16 protein-coding genes are annotated in these 18,681 nt (G+C 64.6%); 13 read left to right on the forward strand and 3 right to left on the reverse strand.

Annotation, left to right across the window (positions count from 1 at the left end):
• Window positions 1-67 precede the first annotated feature (67 nt).
• The gene (gene hrpA, locus AC1C2O_RS18175; protein WP_495431978.1) at window positions 68-4,021 is read right to left on the reverse strand and encodes an ATP-dependent RNA helicase HrpA; all 3,954 of its coding nucleotides are present in this window, start codon (window positions 4,019-4,021) and stop codon (window positions 68-70) included.
• A 69-nt stretch (window positions 4,022-4,090) separates the two neighbouring features.
• Between hrpA and AC1C2O_RS18180 the strand changes: the two genes are divergently transcribed.
• From AC1C2O_RS18180 to AC1C2O_RS18225, 10 genes are all read left to right on the forward strand, one after another.
• Window positions 4,091-4,912, forward strand: coding sequence for a CPBP family intramembrane glutamic endopeptidase (locus AC1C2O_RS18180; protein ID WP_495431979.1), 822 nt, complete (start codon window positions 4,091-4,093; stop codon window positions 4,910-4,912).
• A gap of 2 nt (window positions 4,913-4,914) precedes the next feature.
• Entirely contained in the window at window positions 4,915-5,568 is a 654-nt protein-coding gene (locus AC1C2O_RS18185) for a hypothetical protein (protein WP_495431980.1), read from the forward strand.
• Between the two features lies 1 nt (window position 5,569).
• Window positions 5,570-5,866, forward strand: a complete 297-nt coding sequence (locus AC1C2O_RS18190; protein WP_495431981.1) for a transcriptional regulator — start codon at window positions 5,570-5,572, stop codon at window positions 5,864-5,866.
• A complete protein-coding gene (locus AC1C2O_RS18195) occupies window positions 5,863-6,744 on the forward strand; it encodes an ABC transporter ATP-binding protein (protein ID WP_495431982.1) in 882 nt (293 codons plus the stop codon). The genes AC1C2O_RS18190 and AC1C2O_RS18195 overlap by 4 nt, the downstream gene beginning before the upstream one ends.
• Window positions 6,741-7,526, forward strand: a complete 786-nt coding sequence (locus AC1C2O_RS18200) for an ABC transporter permease (RefSeq protein ID WP_495431983.1) — start codon at window positions 6,741-6,743, stop codon at window positions 7,524-7,526. Before AC1C2O_RS18195 ends, AC1C2O_RS18200 begins: the two co-directional genes overlap by 4 nt.
• A 47-nt stretch (window positions 7,527-7,573) precedes the next feature.
• The gene (locus tag AC1C2O_RS18205; protein ID WP_495431984.1) at window positions 7,574-8,410 is read left to right on the forward strand and encodes an aldo/keto reductase; all 837 of its coding nucleotides are present in this window, start codon (window positions 7,574-7,576) and stop codon (window positions 8,408-8,410) included.
• Window positions 8,411-8,486: 76 nt separating this feature from the next.
• A complete protein-coding gene (gene msuE, locus AC1C2O_RS18210) occupies window positions 8,487-9,056 on the forward strand; it encodes an FMN reductase (protein WP_495431985.1) in 570 nt (189 codons plus the stop codon).
• An 84-nt stretch (window positions 9,057-9,140) separates the two neighbouring features.
• A complete protein-coding gene (locus AC1C2O_RS18215) occupies window positions 9,141-10,940 on the forward strand; it encodes a thioredoxin domain-containing protein (RefSeq protein ID WP_495431986.1) in 1,800 nt (599 codons plus the stop codon).
• Window positions 10,941-11,081: 141 nt separating this feature from the next.
• The gene (locus AC1C2O_RS18220; RefSeq protein ID WP_495431987.1) at window positions 11,082-12,569 is read left to right on the forward strand and encodes an HNH endonuclease signature motif containing protein; all 1,488 of its coding nucleotides are present in this window, start codon (window positions 11,082-11,084) and stop codon (window positions 12,567-12,569) included.
• Window positions 12,570-12,598: 29 nt separating this feature from the next.
• Window positions 12,599-13,354, forward strand: coding sequence for a phosphotransferase enzyme family protein (locus AC1C2O_RS18225; protein ID WP_495431988.1), 756 nt, complete (start codon window positions 12,599-12,601; stop codon window positions 13,352-13,354).
• Here AC1C2O_RS18225 and AC1C2O_RS18230 read toward each other — a convergent pair.
• Both AC1C2O_RS18230 and AC1C2O_RS18235 read right to left on the reverse strand, forming a co-directional pair.
• On the reverse strand, window positions 13,344-13,934 hold the full coding sequence (locus tag AC1C2O_RS18230) for an HAD family hydrolase (RefSeq protein ID WP_495431989.1): 591 nt from the start codon (window positions 13,932-13,934) through the stop codon (window positions 13,344-13,346). The two genes, AC1C2O_RS18225 and AC1C2O_RS18230, sit on opposite strands and share 11 nt — an antisense overlap.
• A gap of 13 nt (window positions 13,935-13,947) precedes the next feature.
• Window positions 13,948-15,498, reverse strand: a complete 1,551-nt coding sequence (locus AC1C2O_RS18235) for a dolichyl-phosphate-mannose--protein mannosyltransferase (RefSeq protein ID WP_495431990.1) — start codon at window positions 15,496-15,498, stop codon at window positions 13,948-13,950.
• A gap of 36 nt (window positions 15,499-15,534) precedes the next feature.
• Between AC1C2O_RS18235 and rsmI the strand changes: the two genes are divergently transcribed.
• The 3 genes from rsmI to metG are packed head-to-tail and all read left to right on the forward strand — an operon-like array spanning window position 15,535 to window position 18,680.
• Window positions 15,535-16,353, forward strand: a complete 819-nt coding sequence (gene rsmI / locus AC1C2O_RS18240) for a 16S rRNA (cytidine(1402)-2'-O)-methyltransferase (protein WP_495431991.1) — start codon at window positions 15,535-15,537, stop codon at window positions 16,351-16,353.
• Window positions 16,350-17,057, forward strand: a complete 708-nt coding sequence (locus AC1C2O_RS18245) for a class I SAM-dependent methyltransferase (protein WP_495431992.1) — start codon at window positions 16,350-16,352, stop codon at window positions 17,055-17,057. The genes rsmI and AC1C2O_RS18245 overlap by 4 nt, the downstream gene beginning before the upstream one ends.
• Window positions 17,058-17,102: 45 nt before the next feature.
• A complete protein-coding gene (gene metG, locus AC1C2O_RS18250; protein WP_495431993.1) occupies window positions 17,103-18,680 on the forward strand; it encodes a methionine--tRNA ligase in 1,578 nt (525 codons plus the stop codon).
• Window position 18,681 lies beyond the last annotated feature (1 nt).

Below are 18,681 nucleotides of genomic sequence, written 5' to 3' on the forward strand. Positions count from 1 at the left end.
GTAGGAGACAATTCCACCTGATCGTGAAGGCAAACGCCAAATTGACGTGACGTCGTATGACGAGAAATCAGATGTCTCGCAGAACCTTTGCTATGCGCTGCGGGGAGACCGCCTGGGCGGTGCCCAGTCGCTGTGCGAAGACGCTGATGCGGAACTCTTCGAGCAACCAGCGGACCTCGACGAGCGCGGCGGAGGCTGTGGGTGCGAGGGGGATCGTGCCCCCGGCATCCTCAAACACCTTCGCCACGCGTTCGTACTCTGTCATCCGGGTGCGATCCTTACCAGGCTCGCTGGCCAGGGTCTTGATTCTGTCGAGCATTCCGTCGAGGTAGCGGGGAAAATGCGCCAGATGATCAATGCCGGACGCTGAGATGAACCCCGGATGCAGCAGCCCACTGAGTTGCGTGCGGATATCGTTCAGCGGTCCGAGCAGGGCGAGCGAGTTCTGCGACTTGATACCGCGCTCGACTTCGCGCGACTTCGTGAGAATGCGGGCAACGAGTGAGACGGTCGCGAACAGCGCATCTACCAGGGTGGCGTTCACTGCATCCCGCGCCTGGATGAACTCGGCCTCGGTGCGGATCACGCCGTCGGTACCGTGCTGCTGAAGGGCCGCGCGCACAACGGCGGCCCTGGCATCCTCGATCAGCGCCGCAGCCGACGAGTACGGCGATGCGGCCAGCGCGAGCTTCTCCTGAGAGGTGAGGTGCTCCTGCACATATGACGCAGGAGACGGAACGTTCAACAGCACCAGTCGCAGCACACCGTCACGGGTCGCTGCGGCGGCGGCATCCGCTGTCGCCTCGACGCGCACGGAAACCGTCTTGCCCTGGTCGGCGATCGCTGGGTATCCGCGAACGACGCCGCCGGCGACCTTGGTGTCGAGGACCCCCGGCAGGTCACCGAATGTCCAGTTTGTGAGGCCGTCCTGTTCGATCGGACCGCGCGCGGATGCGGCGGCGACGGCGCTCGCATCGGGCTTCGCCCCGCCGTGATCTGCCCGGCCGTGATTTGCTCTGCCGTCGGTCTTCTCTGGACGGGCGATCGAGCGAGCGACGCTCGCCCTGGCGCGATCCGATAGCGAGCTCTGCAATTCGCTGAGATCACGCGCGGATCCTGCGACCCGGCCACGTTCATCGACGGCGCGGAAGTTCATGCGCAGGTGGCCAGGCACACGCTCATCATCGAAATCGGATGCCAAGACGGGCTGATTCGCCAGCGGTTGAATCATCCGTGCCAGTGCTTCCTTCAGCGACCGCTGCGGGAAGCCGCCGTGTCGCTCCGGCCCTTCTTCTGCCAGCGTCTCGCCGAACTTCTCTGCCCAGTCGGCCGCGGGAACGACGTGTCGGCGGATCGACTTCGGCAGAGCGCGCAAAAGTGCTGTGACAAGGTCTGCGCGGAGTCCTGGAACCTGCCAGTCGAAGCCGCGATCCTCGATCTGCGCCAGCAGTGCCAACGGCACCACGACGCTGACGCCATCATCGGCAGCTCCCGGCTCGAAACGGTAGGCGAGGCCCAGCACCTGATCGCCCTGCGTCCAGCGTGTGGGGAACTCGTTCTGGTCAGCCCGCTCGTCGTCGTCGATGAGGTCGCTTTCGCGCATGACGAGCAACTTGGGCGTCGTCTGCAACGCTTCGCCCCACCACTGCTCGAATGAGCGCACATCGAACACCTCGGCGGGGATGCGCTCATCGTAGAAACGGAACACCTCTTCATCGCCAGCGAGGATGTCGCGACGGCGTTCACGCTCTTCGAGCTTCTCGAGCCGCTTGCGCAGCTCACCGTTGCTGCGCCAGAACGCGCTGACACGCTTGTCGATCCGGCTCGGATCCCACTCGCCATCGACCAGCGCGTGCCGGACGAACAATTCGCGAGATGCCGCGCGATCGACGCGCGCGAACTGGATGCGTCGGCGTGGAATGATCTCCACTCCGAACAGCGTCACCTTCTCGAAGGCGACTGCGGCTCCGGCATCCTTGGACCAGTGCGGCTCTGACACCGACCGCTTGGCGAGGTCGCCCGCGAGCGATTCTGCCCACGCTGGGTCGATCGCAGCCACAGTGCGCGCGAAGGTGCGCGAGGTCTCGACGATCTCGGCGGACATGACAGCGCGGGGGCTCTGTTTGCGCAAGCCGGATCCAGGGAAGATCGAGAATCGGATGCCACGGGCGCCGCGATACTCAGCGATGCGACGCTTCGGATCCTTCTGGCTCTTCGCCTGGCCCTTGGGTGGCGTCTTGGTGTTTCGCTCGTCGAGAATGCCGATCTGAGACAGCAGTCCTGACAGCAGAGCGCGGTGGATCGCATCGGGGTCGGCCGCGGCGCCGCCGTTGCTCGTCGATGACGAGTCAGTCGACTTTGGTGTCTTTACTAGTGACCGCAGTTGGCGGTGCACATCGAACCACTCCCGCACACGCACATAGTTCAGATGCTCCGAGCGGCACAGTCGCCGGAAGGCGCTTGATCCGAGCTCACGCTGCTGCTCTCGCAGATGGTTCCACAGATTCAGGATCGCGAGGAAGTCGCTGGTCGGATCGGCAAAGCGCGCGTGCATCCTCTCGGCGGAATCTCGAACGGCCTGCGGTGCATCCTGTGATGGGCGTTCACGGACGTCTTGGATCGTGAGACCGGAGACGATCGCGAGTACGGCGTCCACACCGCCGGTCTTCTGCGCCTCGACCAGCATTCGTGCGAAGCGCGGGTCGATCGGCATTCGCGAGATTTCGCGTCCGGTGTTGGTGAGCCGAGGCGTATCGCGACCGAGGTCAACGGCGCCCAACTCGGTAAGCAGATCGAACGCCGCCTTGATTCCACGGGAATCGGGGGGTGTGAGGAAAGGGAAGGCAGTGATGTCGCCGAAGCCGAGCGACAGCATCTGCAACACCACGGATGCGAGCGAAGTACGCAGGATCTCCGGCTCAGTGAACTCCGCTCGCTTGTCGAAGTCCTCTTCGCTGTAGAGACGGATCGCGATGCCATCGCTGGTGCGGCCCGCGCGACCCGAGCGTTGATTCGCCGAGGCCTGCGAGATCGCCTCGATTGGCAGTCGCTGCACCTTCGAACGGTTGCTGTAGCGCGAGATGCGTGCGGTGCCGGTGTCGATGACGTACTTGATGCCGGGGACGGTCAGGCTCGTCTCGGCGACGTTCGTGGCGAGGATGACTCGGCGCCGGACTCCGGCGACGCGGCTCTTCTCGAATACGCGGTGCTGCTCAGCAGCGGATAGGCGGCCGTATAGGGGGAGCACCTCGACGGGCGCGGATGCTGACGTGTAGGCCGCGCGCACGGCATCCGCGGCATCCCGAATCTCGGCCTCGCCTGGCAGGAACACGAGCACGTCGCCGGGGGCCTCGCGATCGAGTTCGCGGAGTGCGGTGACGATCGCGGAGACTTCGTCCTCTGTCTCGTCTTCCGCGGGCGCCCGATACCGGATCTCGACCGGGTAGGTGCGGCCGGACACCTCTATGACGGGAGCAGGGATGCCGGCAGGGGTCGCGAAGTGCTTCGCGAAGCTGACCGGATCGATTGTCGCCGAGGTGATGATGACCTTGAGGTCCGGTCGCTCCGGCAGGATCCGGGTGAGGTAGCCGAGCAGGAAGTCGACGTTGAGGGAGCGCTCGTGGGCCTCATCGATGATGATCGTGTCGTAGCGGCGCAGGAGTCGGTCGCGGTGGATCTCGTTGAGCAGGATGCCGTCGGTCATCAGAGCGACGAGGGTAGATTCTGACACCTTGTCGGTGAAGCGCACCTTGTAGCCGACCGTGGTGCCGAGCTCGACCTGCAACTCTTCTGCGATCCGCTCCGCGATCGTGCGAGCGGCGAGGCGTCGAGGCTGAGTGTGCGCGATCTTCGTGCGGCCGAGCTCCAGGCAGATCTTCGGTAGCTGCGTCGTCTTGCCGGATCCGGTGGCGCCGGCGACGACGACGACCTGATTGTCGCGGATGGCGTCGGCGATCTCCTCCCTGGCGGCGCTGACGGGCAGTTCCGGGGGATAGGTGATCACGAGATCTGGTACAGGCATGGCCCTTCATCGTATGACGGACGGCACCGAGTCTTGACACACAAACCAGTTTGCGCTACAAAGTTGTTTATGAGTTCACGCAACGCGACACAGGAATTGGCGGCGGATGCTGCCACCGTCCGCCGCGCGTCTGCGAAGAGATGGGCGATCGGGCTCCCCGTGTTGCGCATCGGGCTCGTCGCCGCGGCGTCCACACTGACCTGGCTCATCGTCAGCGCATTCGAGAGCGGCGTAACGTTCCCGCCTCCGCCGATGATCGCAGTGGTGGCGATGCTGCCGGTCAACGTCATCTGCCTGTTGCTGGTCGCCCGGCTGCTACGCAGAGAAGGTCGCAGCATCCGCGACGTCCTCGGATTCGAGCCGCGCCGGATCCTGAAGGATCTACTCTGGGGCCTGCTGTGGCTCGTCGTGATGTACCTCCCGTTCAGCGGCACGATCATGCTGGTGGTTTGGGCGCAGCACGGCGATGAGCTGTTCATCCAGATGGAGACGGTGTTCGTCGATCCGTCGGCTATCCCCACACTGAATCCCATCGCCTGGAGCATTATCGGAGTCGTCGGAGCGCTGACCTTCGCGCCGCTGAATGCGCCCGTCGAAGAGCTCGTCTACCGCGGATACTCACAGGGAATGCTCGCCCGCCGCTGGCCGACCGCTCTCGCGATCATCGTGCCGTCGATCCTGTTCGCGCTGCAGCACGTCTGGTACGCGCCGACTCCCGGAGCGACTGTCGCGTTCGTCTGCGCGTTCTTCGTATGGGGTGTCTGCTCCGGACTGATCTACCTGCGCCAACGCCGGCTCATGCCGCTCGTCTTCGCACACGGGCTGGTCAATCTCCTCTTCACCCTTCCCGCACTCGCGATGCCCTTCCTCCTGACACAGAACGGATTCTGAACATGACCAATGATGATGAGGTTCTCTCGCCAGCGGAGATGCTCGCGCTGGCGAGCAATCAACAGCGGAGCATAGAGGGCCAGGTGGCATCGTTCGTCCCCGCCCTCGTGACGATGTGGGGTGTCGTCTGGTTGCTGGGATTCGGTGCTCTCTGGCTCATCGACGGCCTGAAGCCGAACTTCAGCCTCCCGCTGCCCGTGGCCGCGAGTATCTTTGTCTGCCTGTTGGTCGTCGCCATCGTGGTGTCGGCTGTGTTGGGAAGTCGTTCAGGGCGCGGTATCCGTGGCAACGCGGCATCCGCCTTCTCCGGCATCGTCTACGGATCCACGTGGACGGTCGGCAGCCTCGCGATCTTCGTCTTCGCGCAGGGGCTGGCTGTGAACGGGATGACCAGAGAACTCGCGAACATCTTCTATCCGGTCGCCTTCGTCCTTTTCGCCGGGATCATGTACATCGTGGGTGCCGCGATCTGGCAGGCCGTGCCGATGCTCATCGTCGGAGTCTGGACGGTGATCGTGGCGGTGATCGCCCCGTTCTTCGGCTACCCGACCCACTATCTCGTGCTCGCGATCGGCGGGGGCGCCGGCTTCCTCATCCTCGGGGTCGTCTCCTTTGCTCATCTGTCGCGGCTACGTCAGGCTGCGAAGGGGGTGTGACATGACTGAGCTCGATCCCGTCATCCACGCCGCAGCCCGGCTACGCATCACCGCAGCACTCGCGACTTTGGAAGCGACTGAGAGCATCGCCTTCCCGCGACTGCAAGAACTGCTCGACATGACGGCGGGCAACCTGTCGACGCACCTACGCAAGCTTGAGGATGCCGGTTACGTCGCTGTCGAGAAGACGCACAAGGGCCGAACACCGGTCACCTACGTTGCTCTGACCAAGCAGGGGCGACGTGCATTCGAGGACTACACCGAGGCACTTCGTGCCGTACTGGGAGCAGGAACATGACACTGGCGCGATTCGAACACGTGACCCGCACTTACGGCGAACAGACTGCCGTTGACGATGTCACCCTGGAGATCGGAGCGGGTGCGATCGTCGGCCTGCTCGGTCCGAACGGTGCAGGAAAGACCACGTTGCTCTCCCTGCTGCAGGGACTGCGTCGTCCGACCAGCGGCACGGTGACGCTGTTCGGAGGCAACCCGCTGGATGCCAGGTCTCGCCGCGCGCTGGGCACGACGCCGCAGGAGACGGCGCTGCCGGAAACGCTGCGGGTCGGAGAGGTGATCGACTACGTCGGTGGTCACTTCAGCGACCGGGTTCCGACCGCACAGCTTGCCGATGAATTCGGGCTCACTGAGTTCCTGCGCCGTCAGTGCGGGTCGCTCTCTGGTGGGCAGAAGCGCAGGGTCGCTGTTGCGCTTGCATTCGTCGGCCGTCCGCAATTGGTATTGCTCGATGAACCGACCACCGGGCTGGACGTCGACGGTCGCCGCGCCCTGTGGGAAGCGATCCGCCGCCAGCATGACGCTGGAGCCACGGTGGTCGTCACCAGTCACTACCTGGAAGAGATCGAAGCACTCGCGGAGCGGGTCGTTGTTCTCGGGGGTGGCAGGGTGCTCGCGGATGACACTGTGCAGAACGTCCTTGCCAGGGTGGAGGCCAGCCAGGTGCAGCTCACCACAGCTGACGCCGCAGCCGTGGCATCTCTCCCCGGCGTCGTCCGGAATGAGCATCATGACGGGCGCGAAGTGTTGACGGTGTCGGATGCCGACGCTTTCGTTCGCGCTCTGGTTGCAGCAGGCATCGATTTCCGCGGACTCAGCGTTCGCGGCGCGACACTCGAAGAAGCCTTCCTCGCACTGACTGAAAAGGTGACCGCATGACCGCCACAGCCGCAGTATCCACCGCCCCGCCATCCACCGCCAGGCTGACTCTCCTGCACGCGAAATACGGTCTCATCGAGCCACTGCGCGTCCCGATCGCCGTCATCGGCTCGGTGGTGTTTCCGGCGCTTGCGCTGCTGTTCTTCGTCGTACCGCAGGAGGTGGTCGCGGCGAATCCTGAGTACGCCACCCAAGCGGTGATCTCGCTGTCGGTCTTCGCCGTCATGACGAACGCGCTGTTCAGCTTTGGCCTGACCATCGCGGAGAGCCGGGAGAAGCCGTGGGATCCGTATCTGCGGACGCTCCCTGCGCCTGGTCTTGCCCGCGTGTTCGCGCAGGTGCTCTCGACCGGGACGATGGGGATCGTCGCGATTCTTCCCGTCATCGCGGTCGGCGGCTTGCTCACTGCCGCGGAGGCCTCTCCGCTTCGGATTCTTGCGGGCGTCCTTGCGCTTGCCCTCGCCGCTTTGCCCTTCATGCTGCTGGGAACCGTCATCGGATACGCGATGCCGTTCAAAGCCGCAATCGCCGTGATCCAGATCGTCATGTTCGGCTTCGCATTCCTCGGTGGGTTGTTCCTGCCGCCAGTGATGTTCGCACCGTGGCTCAACGCAGTATCGGCGTTCACGCCATCGAGGCAGGCGCGTGAGTTCGTGATCTGGGCGGTACAGGGCGGCGACCTTCCATGGTGGGCGTGGGCCGGAATCCTGGTCTGGACCGCCATCACGCTGGCGCTCGCACTGCTACTGTTCCGTCGCGACCAGGGAAGACGCTATCGGTGAGTGCCGACGAGCATCGCGCCTGTCATGACAAGCCGTATGCTGAACGCATGACGATCCCCAATGTGACTCTCAACGACGGTGTTTCGATCCCGCAGCTCGGCTACGGCGTGTTCAAGGTGCCGCTGGCAGACACCGAGCGTACGGTCAGCGAGGCGCTCGAGATCGGCTACCGCCACATCGACACAGCCGCGATCTACGGCAATGAATCCGGCGTCGGCGCTGCGATCGCGAAGAGTGGCATCGCTCGCGACGAGCTGTTCATCACGACCAAGCTGTGGAACGACCGCCACGAGGGTGACGAGCCGAACTCCGCGATCGCGGAGAGCCTCGAGAAGCTAGGGCTCGACCAGGTCGACTTGTACCTCGTGCACTGGCCGACGCCTGCGAAGGACAACTACGTCCATGCATTCGCGAAGCTGATCGAGCTGCGCGAACAGGGACTGACACGCAGCATCGGCGTCTCGAACTTCCTCGTCGAGCACCTTGAGCGCGTCGTCGCAGAGACCGGAGTCGTGCCGGCAGTCGATCAGATCGAGCTGCACCCGGCGTACCAGCAGCGTGAGGTTGTCGAGTGGGGTGCCGATCATGGCATGCACATCGAATCCTGGGGTCCGCTCGGTCAGGGCAAGTACGACCTGTTCGGCACTCCTGCTGTCGCAGATGCGGCCGCAGCGCACGGCAAGACTCCGGCGCAGGTCGTGCTGGGCTGGCACCTGCAGAAGGGCACCATCGTGTTCCCGAAGTCGGTGCGCGCCGAGCGTCTGCGCGAGAACCTGGACGTCTTCGACTTCACGCTGAGCGTCGCAGAGATCGCGGCGATCAACGCACTCGACCCGCTCGACGGGTCGGGCCGTGTCGGAGCGCACCCCAACGAAAACAACTGAGACGCTTCACGTCGTTGAATGACGCCCTGTGTCGCACTTTGCGTCACAGGGCGTCGTGCGTCGCTAGCGTCAGATCATGACTGCTCCTTACCGCATCGTCGCCGTGTCCGGCTCGCTTCACGAGCCCAGCAAGACGACGGCTCTGCTTACGGCGATCGCGGCTGCAATCGCCGATCGCGCGGAGGCTGAGGTGCAGTTGATAGAACTCACCGAGATCGGGCCGTCGCTTGCAGGCGCCCTGCGCCGCGAGGATCTGCCTGTGCACATTGAGGAGCAGTTGATTGCGATCGAGCAGGCTGATTTGCTCATCGTCGGCAGCCCTGTGTATCGGGCATCGTTCACTGGGCTGTTCAAGCACCTGTTCGATTTCGTCGGCCAGTACGAGCTGGTCGGCAAGCCGGTGCTGCTCGCCGCGACCGGTGGCGGCGAACGACACGCGCTCATGATCGAGCACCAGCTGCGTCCGCTGTTCGCGTTCTTCCAGGCGCTCACGCTGCCGCTCGGCGTGTACGCGAGCGACACTGACTTCGATGGTTACAAGATCGGCTCTGAGGTGCTCGCCGGGCGCATCGCGCTCGCAGCAGACCGCGCCCTGCCGCTGGTTGGCTATGCGGCATCGCGCGCTCCCGTGGCTCTCGTCGGCTGACTCGAAACTGCACAACCACGCCGAGATGCGGCGTAAACGCCGTCATCTCGGCGTGGTTGTGCTGACTCGGCGTAGCGTGAGGGCATGAGCAATCGCCTCGCGGAGACACTCAGCCCCTATCTGCGTGCGCACGCCGACAACCCGGTCGATTGGTATCCGTGGGGTGCGGAGGCCTTCGCCGAAGCACAGCGTCGCAACGTGCCGCTGTTGATATCGATCGGCTACTCCACCTGCCACTGGTGCCATGTGATGGCGCGGGAATCGTTCTCTTCTCCGGAGATCGCGGGTCTCATCAACCGGGATTTCGTGGCGGTCAAGGTTGATCGGGAGGAGCATCCGGATGTCGATGGCGCCTTTATGGCGGCGGCATCCGCGTTCACGCAGAATCTCGGCTGGCCGTTGACGGTGTTCGCGACCCCACAGGGGCGCACATTTTATGCAGGCACGTATTGGCCGCCGGAAGCCCGTACGCCGCTGCCCGCATTCCGCACTGTGTTGGGTGCGGTGCAGGAAGCGTGGACGTTGCGCCGCGAGCAGGCAGTGGAATCGGCGGATGCCGTCGCTGAAGCGCTTGCGCAGGCCGCCGTCATCACGCCGACTGACTTGCCGTCTGCATCGGAGCTGGCCGCAGCAGCCGCGACGGTCGCCTCCCGCGAAGACACCATGTTCGGCGGATTCGGGGGCGCCCCCAAGTTTCCGGTCGCGACGACATTGAGTTTTCTGCAGCATCCGCTCGTGCGACGAGAGGCGTCGGAGGTGGCAGCCTCGGCTGAGCGTGCGTTGGCATCAATGGCGGCATCCGATCTTCGCGACCCTGTAGACGGCGGGTTCTTCCGATACGCCACGCAGCGCGATTGGACCGTGCCGCACTATGAGCGGATGCTGACGGACAACGCCCAGCTGCTGGACATCTCTGTGCGTGCTGGCGACGAGGTGACCGCGCGCGGAATCGCGAGATTCCTGCTCGAGGTGCTGCAGCAGGGCGGTGGGGCGTTCGGCGCCGCACAGGACTCGGAATCATGGATCGACGGCGCGCGAAGCGAAGGCGGGTATTACCTCGCCGCTTCTCGTGAGGGACTGGAGTCGCCCGCGGTCGACGGCAAGGTCATCACCGGGTGGAATGGGCTTGCGATCGGCGCGCTCGCGCGGGCAGGTGCTGCGCTCGGTGAGCGGGAGTGGGTGGATGCCGCGGCTGAGGCGGCATCTTTCGTATCGTTGGTGAACCGTTCGCCAGCGGGTCGACTCGTGCGGGCGTCGTTGGACGGCGGGGCCTCGACCGCGGTGGCAACGCTCGCCGATGTGGGTCTTTACGCCGATGGATTGTTCGCGCTCGCGGTGGCGACCGGCGAAACCTCGTGGGCGGTGGCGGCGCGTGAGCTGCTGGATGACATGCTCGCCGGCGGCGCTGCGGGCGACCCGGTGCTTGCGGCGCAGGGCGTGGCATTGGCTCCTGATCAGACTGATGGTGATCTGCCGTCCGGCGTCGCGGCGCTGGCGTCGGCAGCGCTGACAGCATGGCGTTTGGGTGCGGGGGAGAAGTATCGGGAGGCTGCCAATTCGCAGGTCCGCGGACACGCGGCATCCGCCCTCCAACACCCCTTCGGGCATGGTTCGCTTCTCGCGGTCGCGGCGGGGCTCGTCGAACCGCCACGCCAGGTCGTCGTAGTGACGCGTGATCGCGCCGGTGCGCTTGCCACGGCATCCCGTCGTGTCGACGCGGACGTGATCGCCATCGTGACGCCCGAGCAGGCGGGTGCTTTTTCGGATGCCGGATTCGAGCTGTTCCTCGGGAAAGACGCGGTTGAGGATCTCGTGTATGACTGCCGGGCGTTCGTATGCCGGTTGCCGACGGGGGATGCGGCGGCGATTGTTCGCGCCCGCTGAGAGCGAATCTTGCGCGATTCTGATGCCGAGAAGAGCTGCGCGAGCAGATTTCTGCAGCGCCCCGAAATTCTTTTGAAAATGTCCGCTGATCGGCCGGAAAAGTGGGTCTGAATGTCGGTGGCCCCCTGTTGAATAGACAGTATGAACAGCATCGTCGCTCGGCTTCGGAATCTCGAGGAGACCCTCGATTCCGTGGCGCGCGATGCGTTCGACGAGGAGGAGATTCCGCGGCTTTCTGATCAGGATGCCGCGGAGCTTCTCGCCCTGACCGGTCGGATTCAGCGCCGGCTGGAGGGCGTACAGGTCGAGGCGTCGGTGCTTGTCGGAGACCGGTCGCAGGGTCTCAAAGAAGAACGCATGACGACGCGGTACGGCTGCTCCCGACCTGCTGATCTGGTGCGGATGCTCACCGGTAGTGACACCCGCGGCGCGACCCAGCTCGTGAAAGCCGCCCGACTGGTGCGCAGAGATATCGGATTCAGCGACGGAGCCTTCCTGCCCGCCCGATATCAGGCACTGCGCGAGGTCATGGTCAGTGGGGTGCTCGGGGTAGCGGGGCTCCTGGCCGCGACCGATCCGCTTGAGCAGTCCGCGCGTCGAATCAGCGATGAGGACCGCATTGAGGCCGACCGTCAGCTCGCCGACTTCGCTCGGGGAACCGATCCTGACGGCGAGGATGCCGCGCCGCGGCCCCTCCCGCTCCCGGAAGATTTGAATGTGCTGGCCAAGGTGATGGTGGCATATCTTGACCCCGACGGCGCGGAGCCCGCGGAAGAAACGGCGTTGCGCGGCCGGTACTTCTCGATCGGCAAGGTCCGTGACGGCGCGGTCCCGGTGCGAGGCAGTCTGCTTCCTGAAGTCGCCGGGCAACTCGGCCTGCTCATGGACAGCCTTCTAAATCCCAGAGTGAATGGCGCCGAGGCGCCTGACGGCGGGGCGCAGGACGACAGCGCACCTGACGACAGCGCCGAGTGCGGCGGGGTGCATTTCGAGCCGTCTGCGGAGGAAGGGGCCGGAGTCGATGACGACCTGGCGGCTGCGGACACCCGCACCCCCGGCCAGAAGCGACATGATGCGCTGGCCGCGATCCTGACCACTGCGGCCGGGTCAGATTTGTTCCCGCACCTGGGCGGTGCGGCGCCGACACTCGTCGTGGCGGCGACCGCTGCCGATCTCGCGGCGGGCCATGGGTGGGGGAGCATCGCGCACACTGGCGACCTTGTCTCTCTGGCCGCGGCACTGCAAGCCGGGTGCGCAGGCGGAATCCAACGCATCCTGTTTGATGAGAACGGCCGGATCGTCTCGATCGGCACCAGCTCTCGCATCTTCAACGCGCTGCAGCGTCGCGCGATCATCGCCCGCGATGGCGGATGCATCATTCCAGGCTGCACGATCCCCGCGACCTGGTGCGAGGTGCATCATGTGCAGGAGCATGCCGTCGGTGGCCCGACGCACACTGACAACGGTGTTCTGCTCTGCTGGTTTCACCATCGAACCCTGCATCTGACCGAGTGGGTGATCCGCATGAGTCGGGGCGTTCCCGAGGTGCGCGGACCCGCCTGGTGGGACCCTCACCAGCACTGGCATCCGGCTCGAAGCCCGCACCGTCGACAACCTGTTCCCGGGTGAGTGGCGAGGCCAGGTCATAGGCTCGACGCATGCGCGACGATCAGGCGGAGCAGGCGCTCCCGGGCGGCAACACGAATGAAGTGACTCGAGTTGGCCAGGAAGTGCGCCGCCTGTCGGGAGCATGGACGCCCAACGTTCACGCGTTTCTCAACGAGCTTCAGGGGGCGGGCGTTGAAGGGGTCCCTCGTGTGCTCGGGATGATGGCCGACGGGCGCGAACGGCTGTCTTTCGTAGAAGGCGAGGTCGCGCACTATCCACTTCCGGAGTGGCTCTGGGACGCAAGCATTTTGGTCAGCGCTGCGCAGCTTCTCCGACGTATTCACGATGCCGGAACGGACAGCGTACGCACGACGACGGGGTGGCGGATGCCGGCGCGAGAGCCGATCGAAGTGGTGTGCCACAACGATTTCGCGCCCTACAATCTTGTGTTCGAAGGACGAGTGCTCGTCGGCGTCATTGATTTCGATATGGCTGCACCGGGTCCGCGCTTGTGGGACCTTGCTTACCTTGCCTACCGATTGGTCCCGTATGTCGAGGACGCCGAAGCACCACTCAGCGTGCAAGCGGCGGAGCCTGCGCGCTTGACAGCGCTGTTGTCGGCGTATGGCACGGAGGCGTCAGCGGAATCGATTTGGGGAATGATCGCACTTCGACTTGACGACCTTGCGCTGCACTCGTGGAAGGGAGCGGACGCGAGGCCCGAACTTGCGGCACACGCCGCGATGTACGAGCGCGATGCAGCGCGGATGCGCGCTCGCGCCGCGGGCAGCGCCGTCAGACGCTGACCCCGTGCTCGCGCAGGGCAGCACGCAGTCCTGGTGCACCGCGAAACACGTGTGTCGTCATTCCCAGCGTGTGCGCTCCAGTGAGCTTGTCTTCGGAATCATCGGTGAAGAACACCTCCGAGGCGCTGATGCCGATTTCGAACAGCACGTGTTTGAAGGCGCGTGTATCCGGCTTTGAGAACCCGATCTCGGCGGAGTTGAAGATGTGATCGAAGTACTCCGTCACGCCGAGCTTCATAAGCTCATCGGGGACGGTGTCAGTCCCGTTCGTGAGGATCGCGGTCGCATGGCCGAGCCTGCGGATCTCTGCGACAAGTTCGATCATCTCCGGATCGACGGATGCCTTGAGTCGGCCCCACTCGTCAGCAGCCGCCATGCTCGCCAGGAGCGCGCCGACTTCGTCGATCCATTCGCGTCGCGTGATTCGCCCGGTCGTGACCTGCTCGAGCAATGGGCTCGAGAACGCAGCATCCGCAATGGCTCCAGGCGCGAGCCCGTGGGTAATTTCGATGGAGGAGGCGTCGCGCGGATCGAAATGCCGGATCACGCCATCGAGGTCGAACAGCACGGTGTGGATCATGGCATGCTCTCCGCTAAACCCAGGTCGGCAGCCAGTTGTGGACGAGCCAGAAGTCGTAAGGCACGTTCATGCCGGTCCACACGGGGTAGAAGAATGCGGAGACGAGCACCGTGATGACGAGGAAGATAATGACGGTTCGCTCGCCCGACTGCCGTCGATGCAGCGGATCTTCGCGTCGCCCCGCAATCTCGCGCAACGCGAGCACCAGCGCCAGCACGAGGAACGGCATCATCACCACCGTGTAGAACTGGAAGATCGTGCGCTCGGGGTACAGCAGCCACGGCACATAGGTGACGGCGAGTCCGACGAGAGGCATCGCGTAGGTCCACGGCATCGGCTGCCGCCGGATGAGCCCTCGGACGAGCCGGTACAGCAAGAAGATCGCCGCAGCGACGCCGGCGTACCAGATCAGCGGATTCGGGATGGCGGAGACCACCGAGATGCAATGATCGGTGCCGCAGCTCTGGTCATCTCCCACCCAGACCGCTGTGGGGCGAACAAGGAACGGCCATTGCCATGCCGCGCTGGCATATGGATGCCCGGTGCTGAGTCCGACGTGGAATCCATAGATCGACTCGTGGTACTTCCACAGTGCGACGAGCGGGTTGTCTGAGCTCTGCCTGTCGTAGCCGTCGGCCGTGACGAGCCAGCTTGTCCAGGAGACGAGATACGTGAGCAAAGCCGCGGGCACCAGCAACAGGAACGAGACAGGGCCCTGCCGGAATGCGGCATCCATCGGCCAGAAGACCACCCCGGCGCGGCGACGGGCCACTGCATCGGCGATCACGAGGTAGAGGCCGAAGCCGGCCAGCGCGTAGAGTCCCGACCACTTCACGGCAGACGCTGCACCCAGTGTGACGCCAGCGGCGATGACCCATGGCCGCCGCCAGATGACGCGGCCCCACAGCGGTTCCGATCCATCAGCAGCGGCAGATTCCACCAGCGGAATGCTTCGCCTGCGGTCGTAGAGGATGAACAAGAACGCGAGCAGGACGAAGAAAGTCAGCGTGCCGTCGAGCAGCGCGATACGGCTCATGACGATGCTGAGCCCGTCGATCGCCAGCAGAAGGCCAGCGACGGTGGCGGCGACCGTCGAGCGTGTCAACTCTTTGGCGACGATGTAGACCAACAGGACTGTCAGCGTGCCGATGATTGCCGTCGTCAAACGCCAGGCTGCACTGCTTCCGGGCCCGAACATGCCCATGCCGACCGCAATGATCCACTTGCCGAGCGGTGGATGTACGACATAGCTGCCCGTCTCGCTGAGCGTGCCGGTATCGCCGGTGAGGAAGTCTTCGTTCGCACCGTCACCCCACGTGCCCTCGTACCCGAGCGTCCACAGCGACCAGGCATCCTTGACGTAGTAGGTCTCATCGAACGCAAGTGTGTGCGGATGAGCGAGGTTCGCCAGCCTCAGAACGGCGGCGAGCGCGGTAATGACGAGCGGGGCGAGCCAGCGGATCACTCCTCGCCACTCGGGATCGCGGAGCAGGCGATCGCGCAGTTGTCCCCAGCGCGTCAGACGCTCCGCGGGTGGCGGGAGCAGAGGCACGGGCGCGGTCACGGCATAAGCCTATGACTTCCCGCTTAGGCTGAACGCGTGATCATCCTCGCTGCGACCCCGATCGGAAACCTCGGTGACGCCTCCCGTCGCCTCATCGAGGTGCTCGAGAACGCCGAGATCGTCGCGGCAGAAGACACCCGCACCACCGCTCACCTGCTCCGCGCGCTGCAGATCGAGAATCGTCCGCGATTGATCGCGCTGCACGATCACAACGAGAAGCACAAAGCGGCGGAGCTTGCCGCGCTCGCCGCAGACCAGGACATCGTCGTCGTCAGCGACGCGGGGATGCCGGCGGTCAGCGACCCCGGCTACGGTCTGGTCGCCGAAGCTGTCGCGCAGGGGGTCACGGTCACCGCGATTCCAGGGCCCAGCGCCGTACTGATGGCGCTGGCGATCTCGGGATTGCCGACGGACCGATTCACGTTCGAGGGCTTCCTGCCGCGGAAACCGGGGGACCGGCGCACGGCACTCAAGAAGCTCGCGACCGAGCCCCGAACGATGATCTTCTTTGAGTCCGCGGCACGGCTGGCCTCCTCGCTCACTGACATGGGAACGGTGTTCGGCGAGACCCGGCGTATCGCCGTGTGCCGTGAGCTGACCAAGTTCTACGAAGAGGTGCGCCGAGGCACGGCACCCGAACTTGTCGAATGGGCGAACAACGGGGTCAAAGGCGAGATCGTCGTGGTCGTCGAAGGCGCGGCGCCCGTCGTGGCATCCGCAGAGGATGCAGTCGCGCAAGTGCAGGCGCTCGTGGCGTCGGGCATGCGGCTGAAGGAAGCCTGCGCCGAGGTCGCCGCCGCGACCGGCCTGAGTTCCCGTGACCTCTACCAGCAGGTGCTGGCGGCCCGCAAGTGAGCACTCCGCGAGCGCTTCCCTCGGAGATGTGCGCTTCGCTCGGAGCGAATACCGGGATTGCTCCGAAGATGTCCCACAACTCCGAACGAGCAGCACGCGAAGCCCTGATCGCCGCAGCCTACAACGCCCGCGCGGCGGAGTACATCGAGCTCGCCGGCGACATCTCGCAGATGGATGCCCGTGACCGCGAGCAGATTGCCACCTGGCGAGACGCCACTTCTGGACCGCTTCTGGATGCCGGATGCGGACCAGGGCTCTGGACCGAGTTTCTGCATGACGGCCACCGCAATGTCACAGGCATCGATATCTCGGAGGAGTTCCTCTCCGCTGCTCGTGCCCGCTACCCGCACCTCGACTTTCGCGCCGGGTCGTTGCGAACCCTTCCGTTCGCAGACGCTTCGCTCGACGGCATCCTCGTCTGGTATTCGTTGATCCATACTCCACCGGAGGATATCCCCGCGATCGGGGCAGAGTTCGCACGGGTGCTGGCGCCAGGTGGCTCGCTGTTGATCGGATACTTTGACGGCACTCCGCGAGAGCCGTTCGCTCACGCCGTCGCTCCGGCGTACTTCTGGTCGGCGGATGCGCTCACAGAACTCCTCGCCCACGCCGGTTTCGCGGTTACTCAGGCAGAAGTGCGCGCCCGAGAGCCCGGGGAAATCAGCCGTCGTCCGCACGGTGCCATCGCTGCCCGCCGTCTCTGAGTAACCGGCGTAACCACCTCGCGCATCCGGCCTAGAATTGACCGCATGCCCGCAGGCGAATCTTTCTATATCACCACGCCCATCTACTACCCCTCCGATGTCCCGCACATCGGCCACGGGTACACGTCAGTGGCGGTCGACACGCTCGCCCGTTGGCACCGCCAGGGCGGCGATGACACCTGGATGCTTACCGGCACCGATGAGCACGGTCAGAAGATGTTGCGTGCTGCCGCGGCGAACAATGTCACCCCGCAGGAGTGGGTGGACAAGCTCGTCACCGAGGCATGGTTCCCGCTGTTGGAGACGCTCGACGTCGCCAACGACGACTTCATCCGCACCACGCAGGAGCGGCACGAGACCAACGTGCAGGTGTTCTTCCAGCGTCTGTACGACGCCGGGTACATCTATGCGGGCGAGTACGAAGCGCTCTACTGTGTGGGCTGTGAGGAATTCAAGCCCGAGAGCGAGATCGTCGACGGCACCGGTCCCTTCGAGGGCCTGAAGGTCTGCGCGATCCACTCCAAGCCGCTCGAGTTGCTGCAGGAGAAGAACTACTTCTTCAAGCTCAGCGAGTTCCAAGACCGACTGCTTGAGCTCTACAAGACCGAGCCTGACTTCGTGCGCCCGCATTCTGCGCGCAACGAGGTCGTCTCCTTCGTGAGCCAGGGTTTGAAGGACCTCTCGATCTCGCGCTCCACCTTCGACTGGGGCATCCCGTTGCCGTGGGACACCTCGCACGTCATCTATGTGTGGGTCGATGCACTGCTGAACTATGCCACTGCGGTTGGCTACGGCTCCGATGAGGCGCTGTTCGAAAAGCGCTGGCCTGCCTACCACGTGGTCGGCAAGGACATCCTGCGCTTCCACGCCGTCATCTGGCCAGCACTGCTGATGGCCGCTGGCCTCGACGTTCCCAAGGGCGTCTTCGCGCACGGCTGGCTGCTCGTCGGCGGCGAGAAGATGTCGAAGTCGAAGCTCACCGGCATCGCGCCGACCGAGATCACCGACGTGTTCGGTTCTGACGCCTACCGCTACTACTTCCTCTCTGCGATCGCCTTCGGACAGGACGGCTCCTTCAGCTGGGAAGACCTCTCTGCCCGCTACCAGTCAGAGCTCGCGAACGGCTTCGGCAACCTCGCCTCGCGCACGATCGCGATGATCGAGAAGTACTTCGACGGTGTCGTTCCTGAGGCTGCCGAGTACACCGAGCAGGATCTCGCGATCCAGAAGATCGTGGCGGATGCTGCGAGCAATGCGGATGCGGCCATCGAGCAGTTCCGCATCGACGAGGCGATCTCCGCGATCTGGACGATCGTCGACGCTCTGAACGGTTACATCACCGAGAACGAGCCGTGGGCGCTGGCCCGCGATGAGGACAAGCGCGCGCGCCTTGGCGCCGTGCTCTACACCTGCGCTGAGGGACTCCGCGCGCTCAGCGTGCTGTTGTCGCCGGTCATGCCGCAGTCGACGGAGAAGCTCTGGTCGGCACTCGGTACTGCCGAGGCGCTCGGCCTGCTGCAGGACCAGCCGCTGCGCGAGGCCGGCACATGGGGCGTCCTCCCCGCCGGTACGAAGGTATCCGCGCTGGCCCCTTTGTTCCCGCGTGTAGAGTCCCAGGCCTGAT

The organism is Microbacterium sp. Y355 (genome assembly GCF_059445345.1).

Bases quoted from the DNA above. Each gene is read 5' to 3' on its own strand.
- msuE (WP_495431985.1), top strand. From the start codon at position 8,487: ATGACTGCTCCTTACCGCATCGTCGCCGTGTCCGGCTCGCTTCACGAG.
- AC1C2O_RS18215 (WP_495431986.1), top strand. From the start codon at position 9,141: ATGAGCAATCGCCTCGCGGAGACACTCAGCCCCTATCTGCGTGCGCAC.
- AC1C2O_RS18180 (WP_495431979.1), top strand. From the start codon at position 4,091: ATGAGTTCACGCAACGCGACACAGGAATTGGCGGCGGATGCTGCCACC.
- AC1C2O_RS18185 (WP_495431980.1), top strand. From the start codon at position 4,915: ATGACCAATGATGATGAGGTTCTCTCGCCAGCGGAGATGCTCGCGCTG.
- AC1C2O_RS18195 (WP_495431982.1), top strand. From the start codon at position 5,863: ATGACACTGGCGCGATTCGAACACGTGACCCGCACTTACGGCGAACAG.
- AC1C2O_RS18230 (WP_495431989.1), bottom strand. From the start codon at position 13,934: ATGATCCACACCGTGCTGTTCGACCTCGATGGCGTGATCCGGCATTTC.
- hrpA (WP_495431978.1), bottom strand. From the start codon at position 4,021: ATGCCTGTACCAGATCTCGTGATCACCTATCCCCCGGAACTGCCCGTC.
- AC1C2O_RS18205 (WP_495431984.1), top strand. From the start codon at position 7,574: ATGACGATCCCCAATGTGACTCTCAACGACGGTGTTTCGATCCCGCAG.
- AC1C2O_RS18200 (WP_495431983.1), top strand. From the start codon at position 6,741: ATGACCGCCACAGCCGCAGTATCCACCGCCCCGCCATCCACCGCCAGG.
- AC1C2O_RS18225 (WP_495431988.1), top strand. From the start codon at position 12,599: ATGCGCGACGATCAGGCGGAGCAGGCGCTCCCGGGCGGCAACACGAAT.
- AC1C2O_RS18190 (WP_495431981.1), top strand. From the start codon at position 5,570: ATGACTGAGCTCGATCCCGTCATCCACGCCGCAGCCCGGCTACGCATC.
- metG (WP_495431993.1), top strand. From the start codon at position 17,103: ATGCCCGCAGGCGAATCTTTCTATATCACCACGCCCATCTACTACCCC.
- AC1C2O_RS18220 (WP_495431987.1), top strand. From the start codon at position 11,082: ATGAACAGCATCGTCGCTCGGCTTCGGAATCTCGAGGAGACCCTCGAT.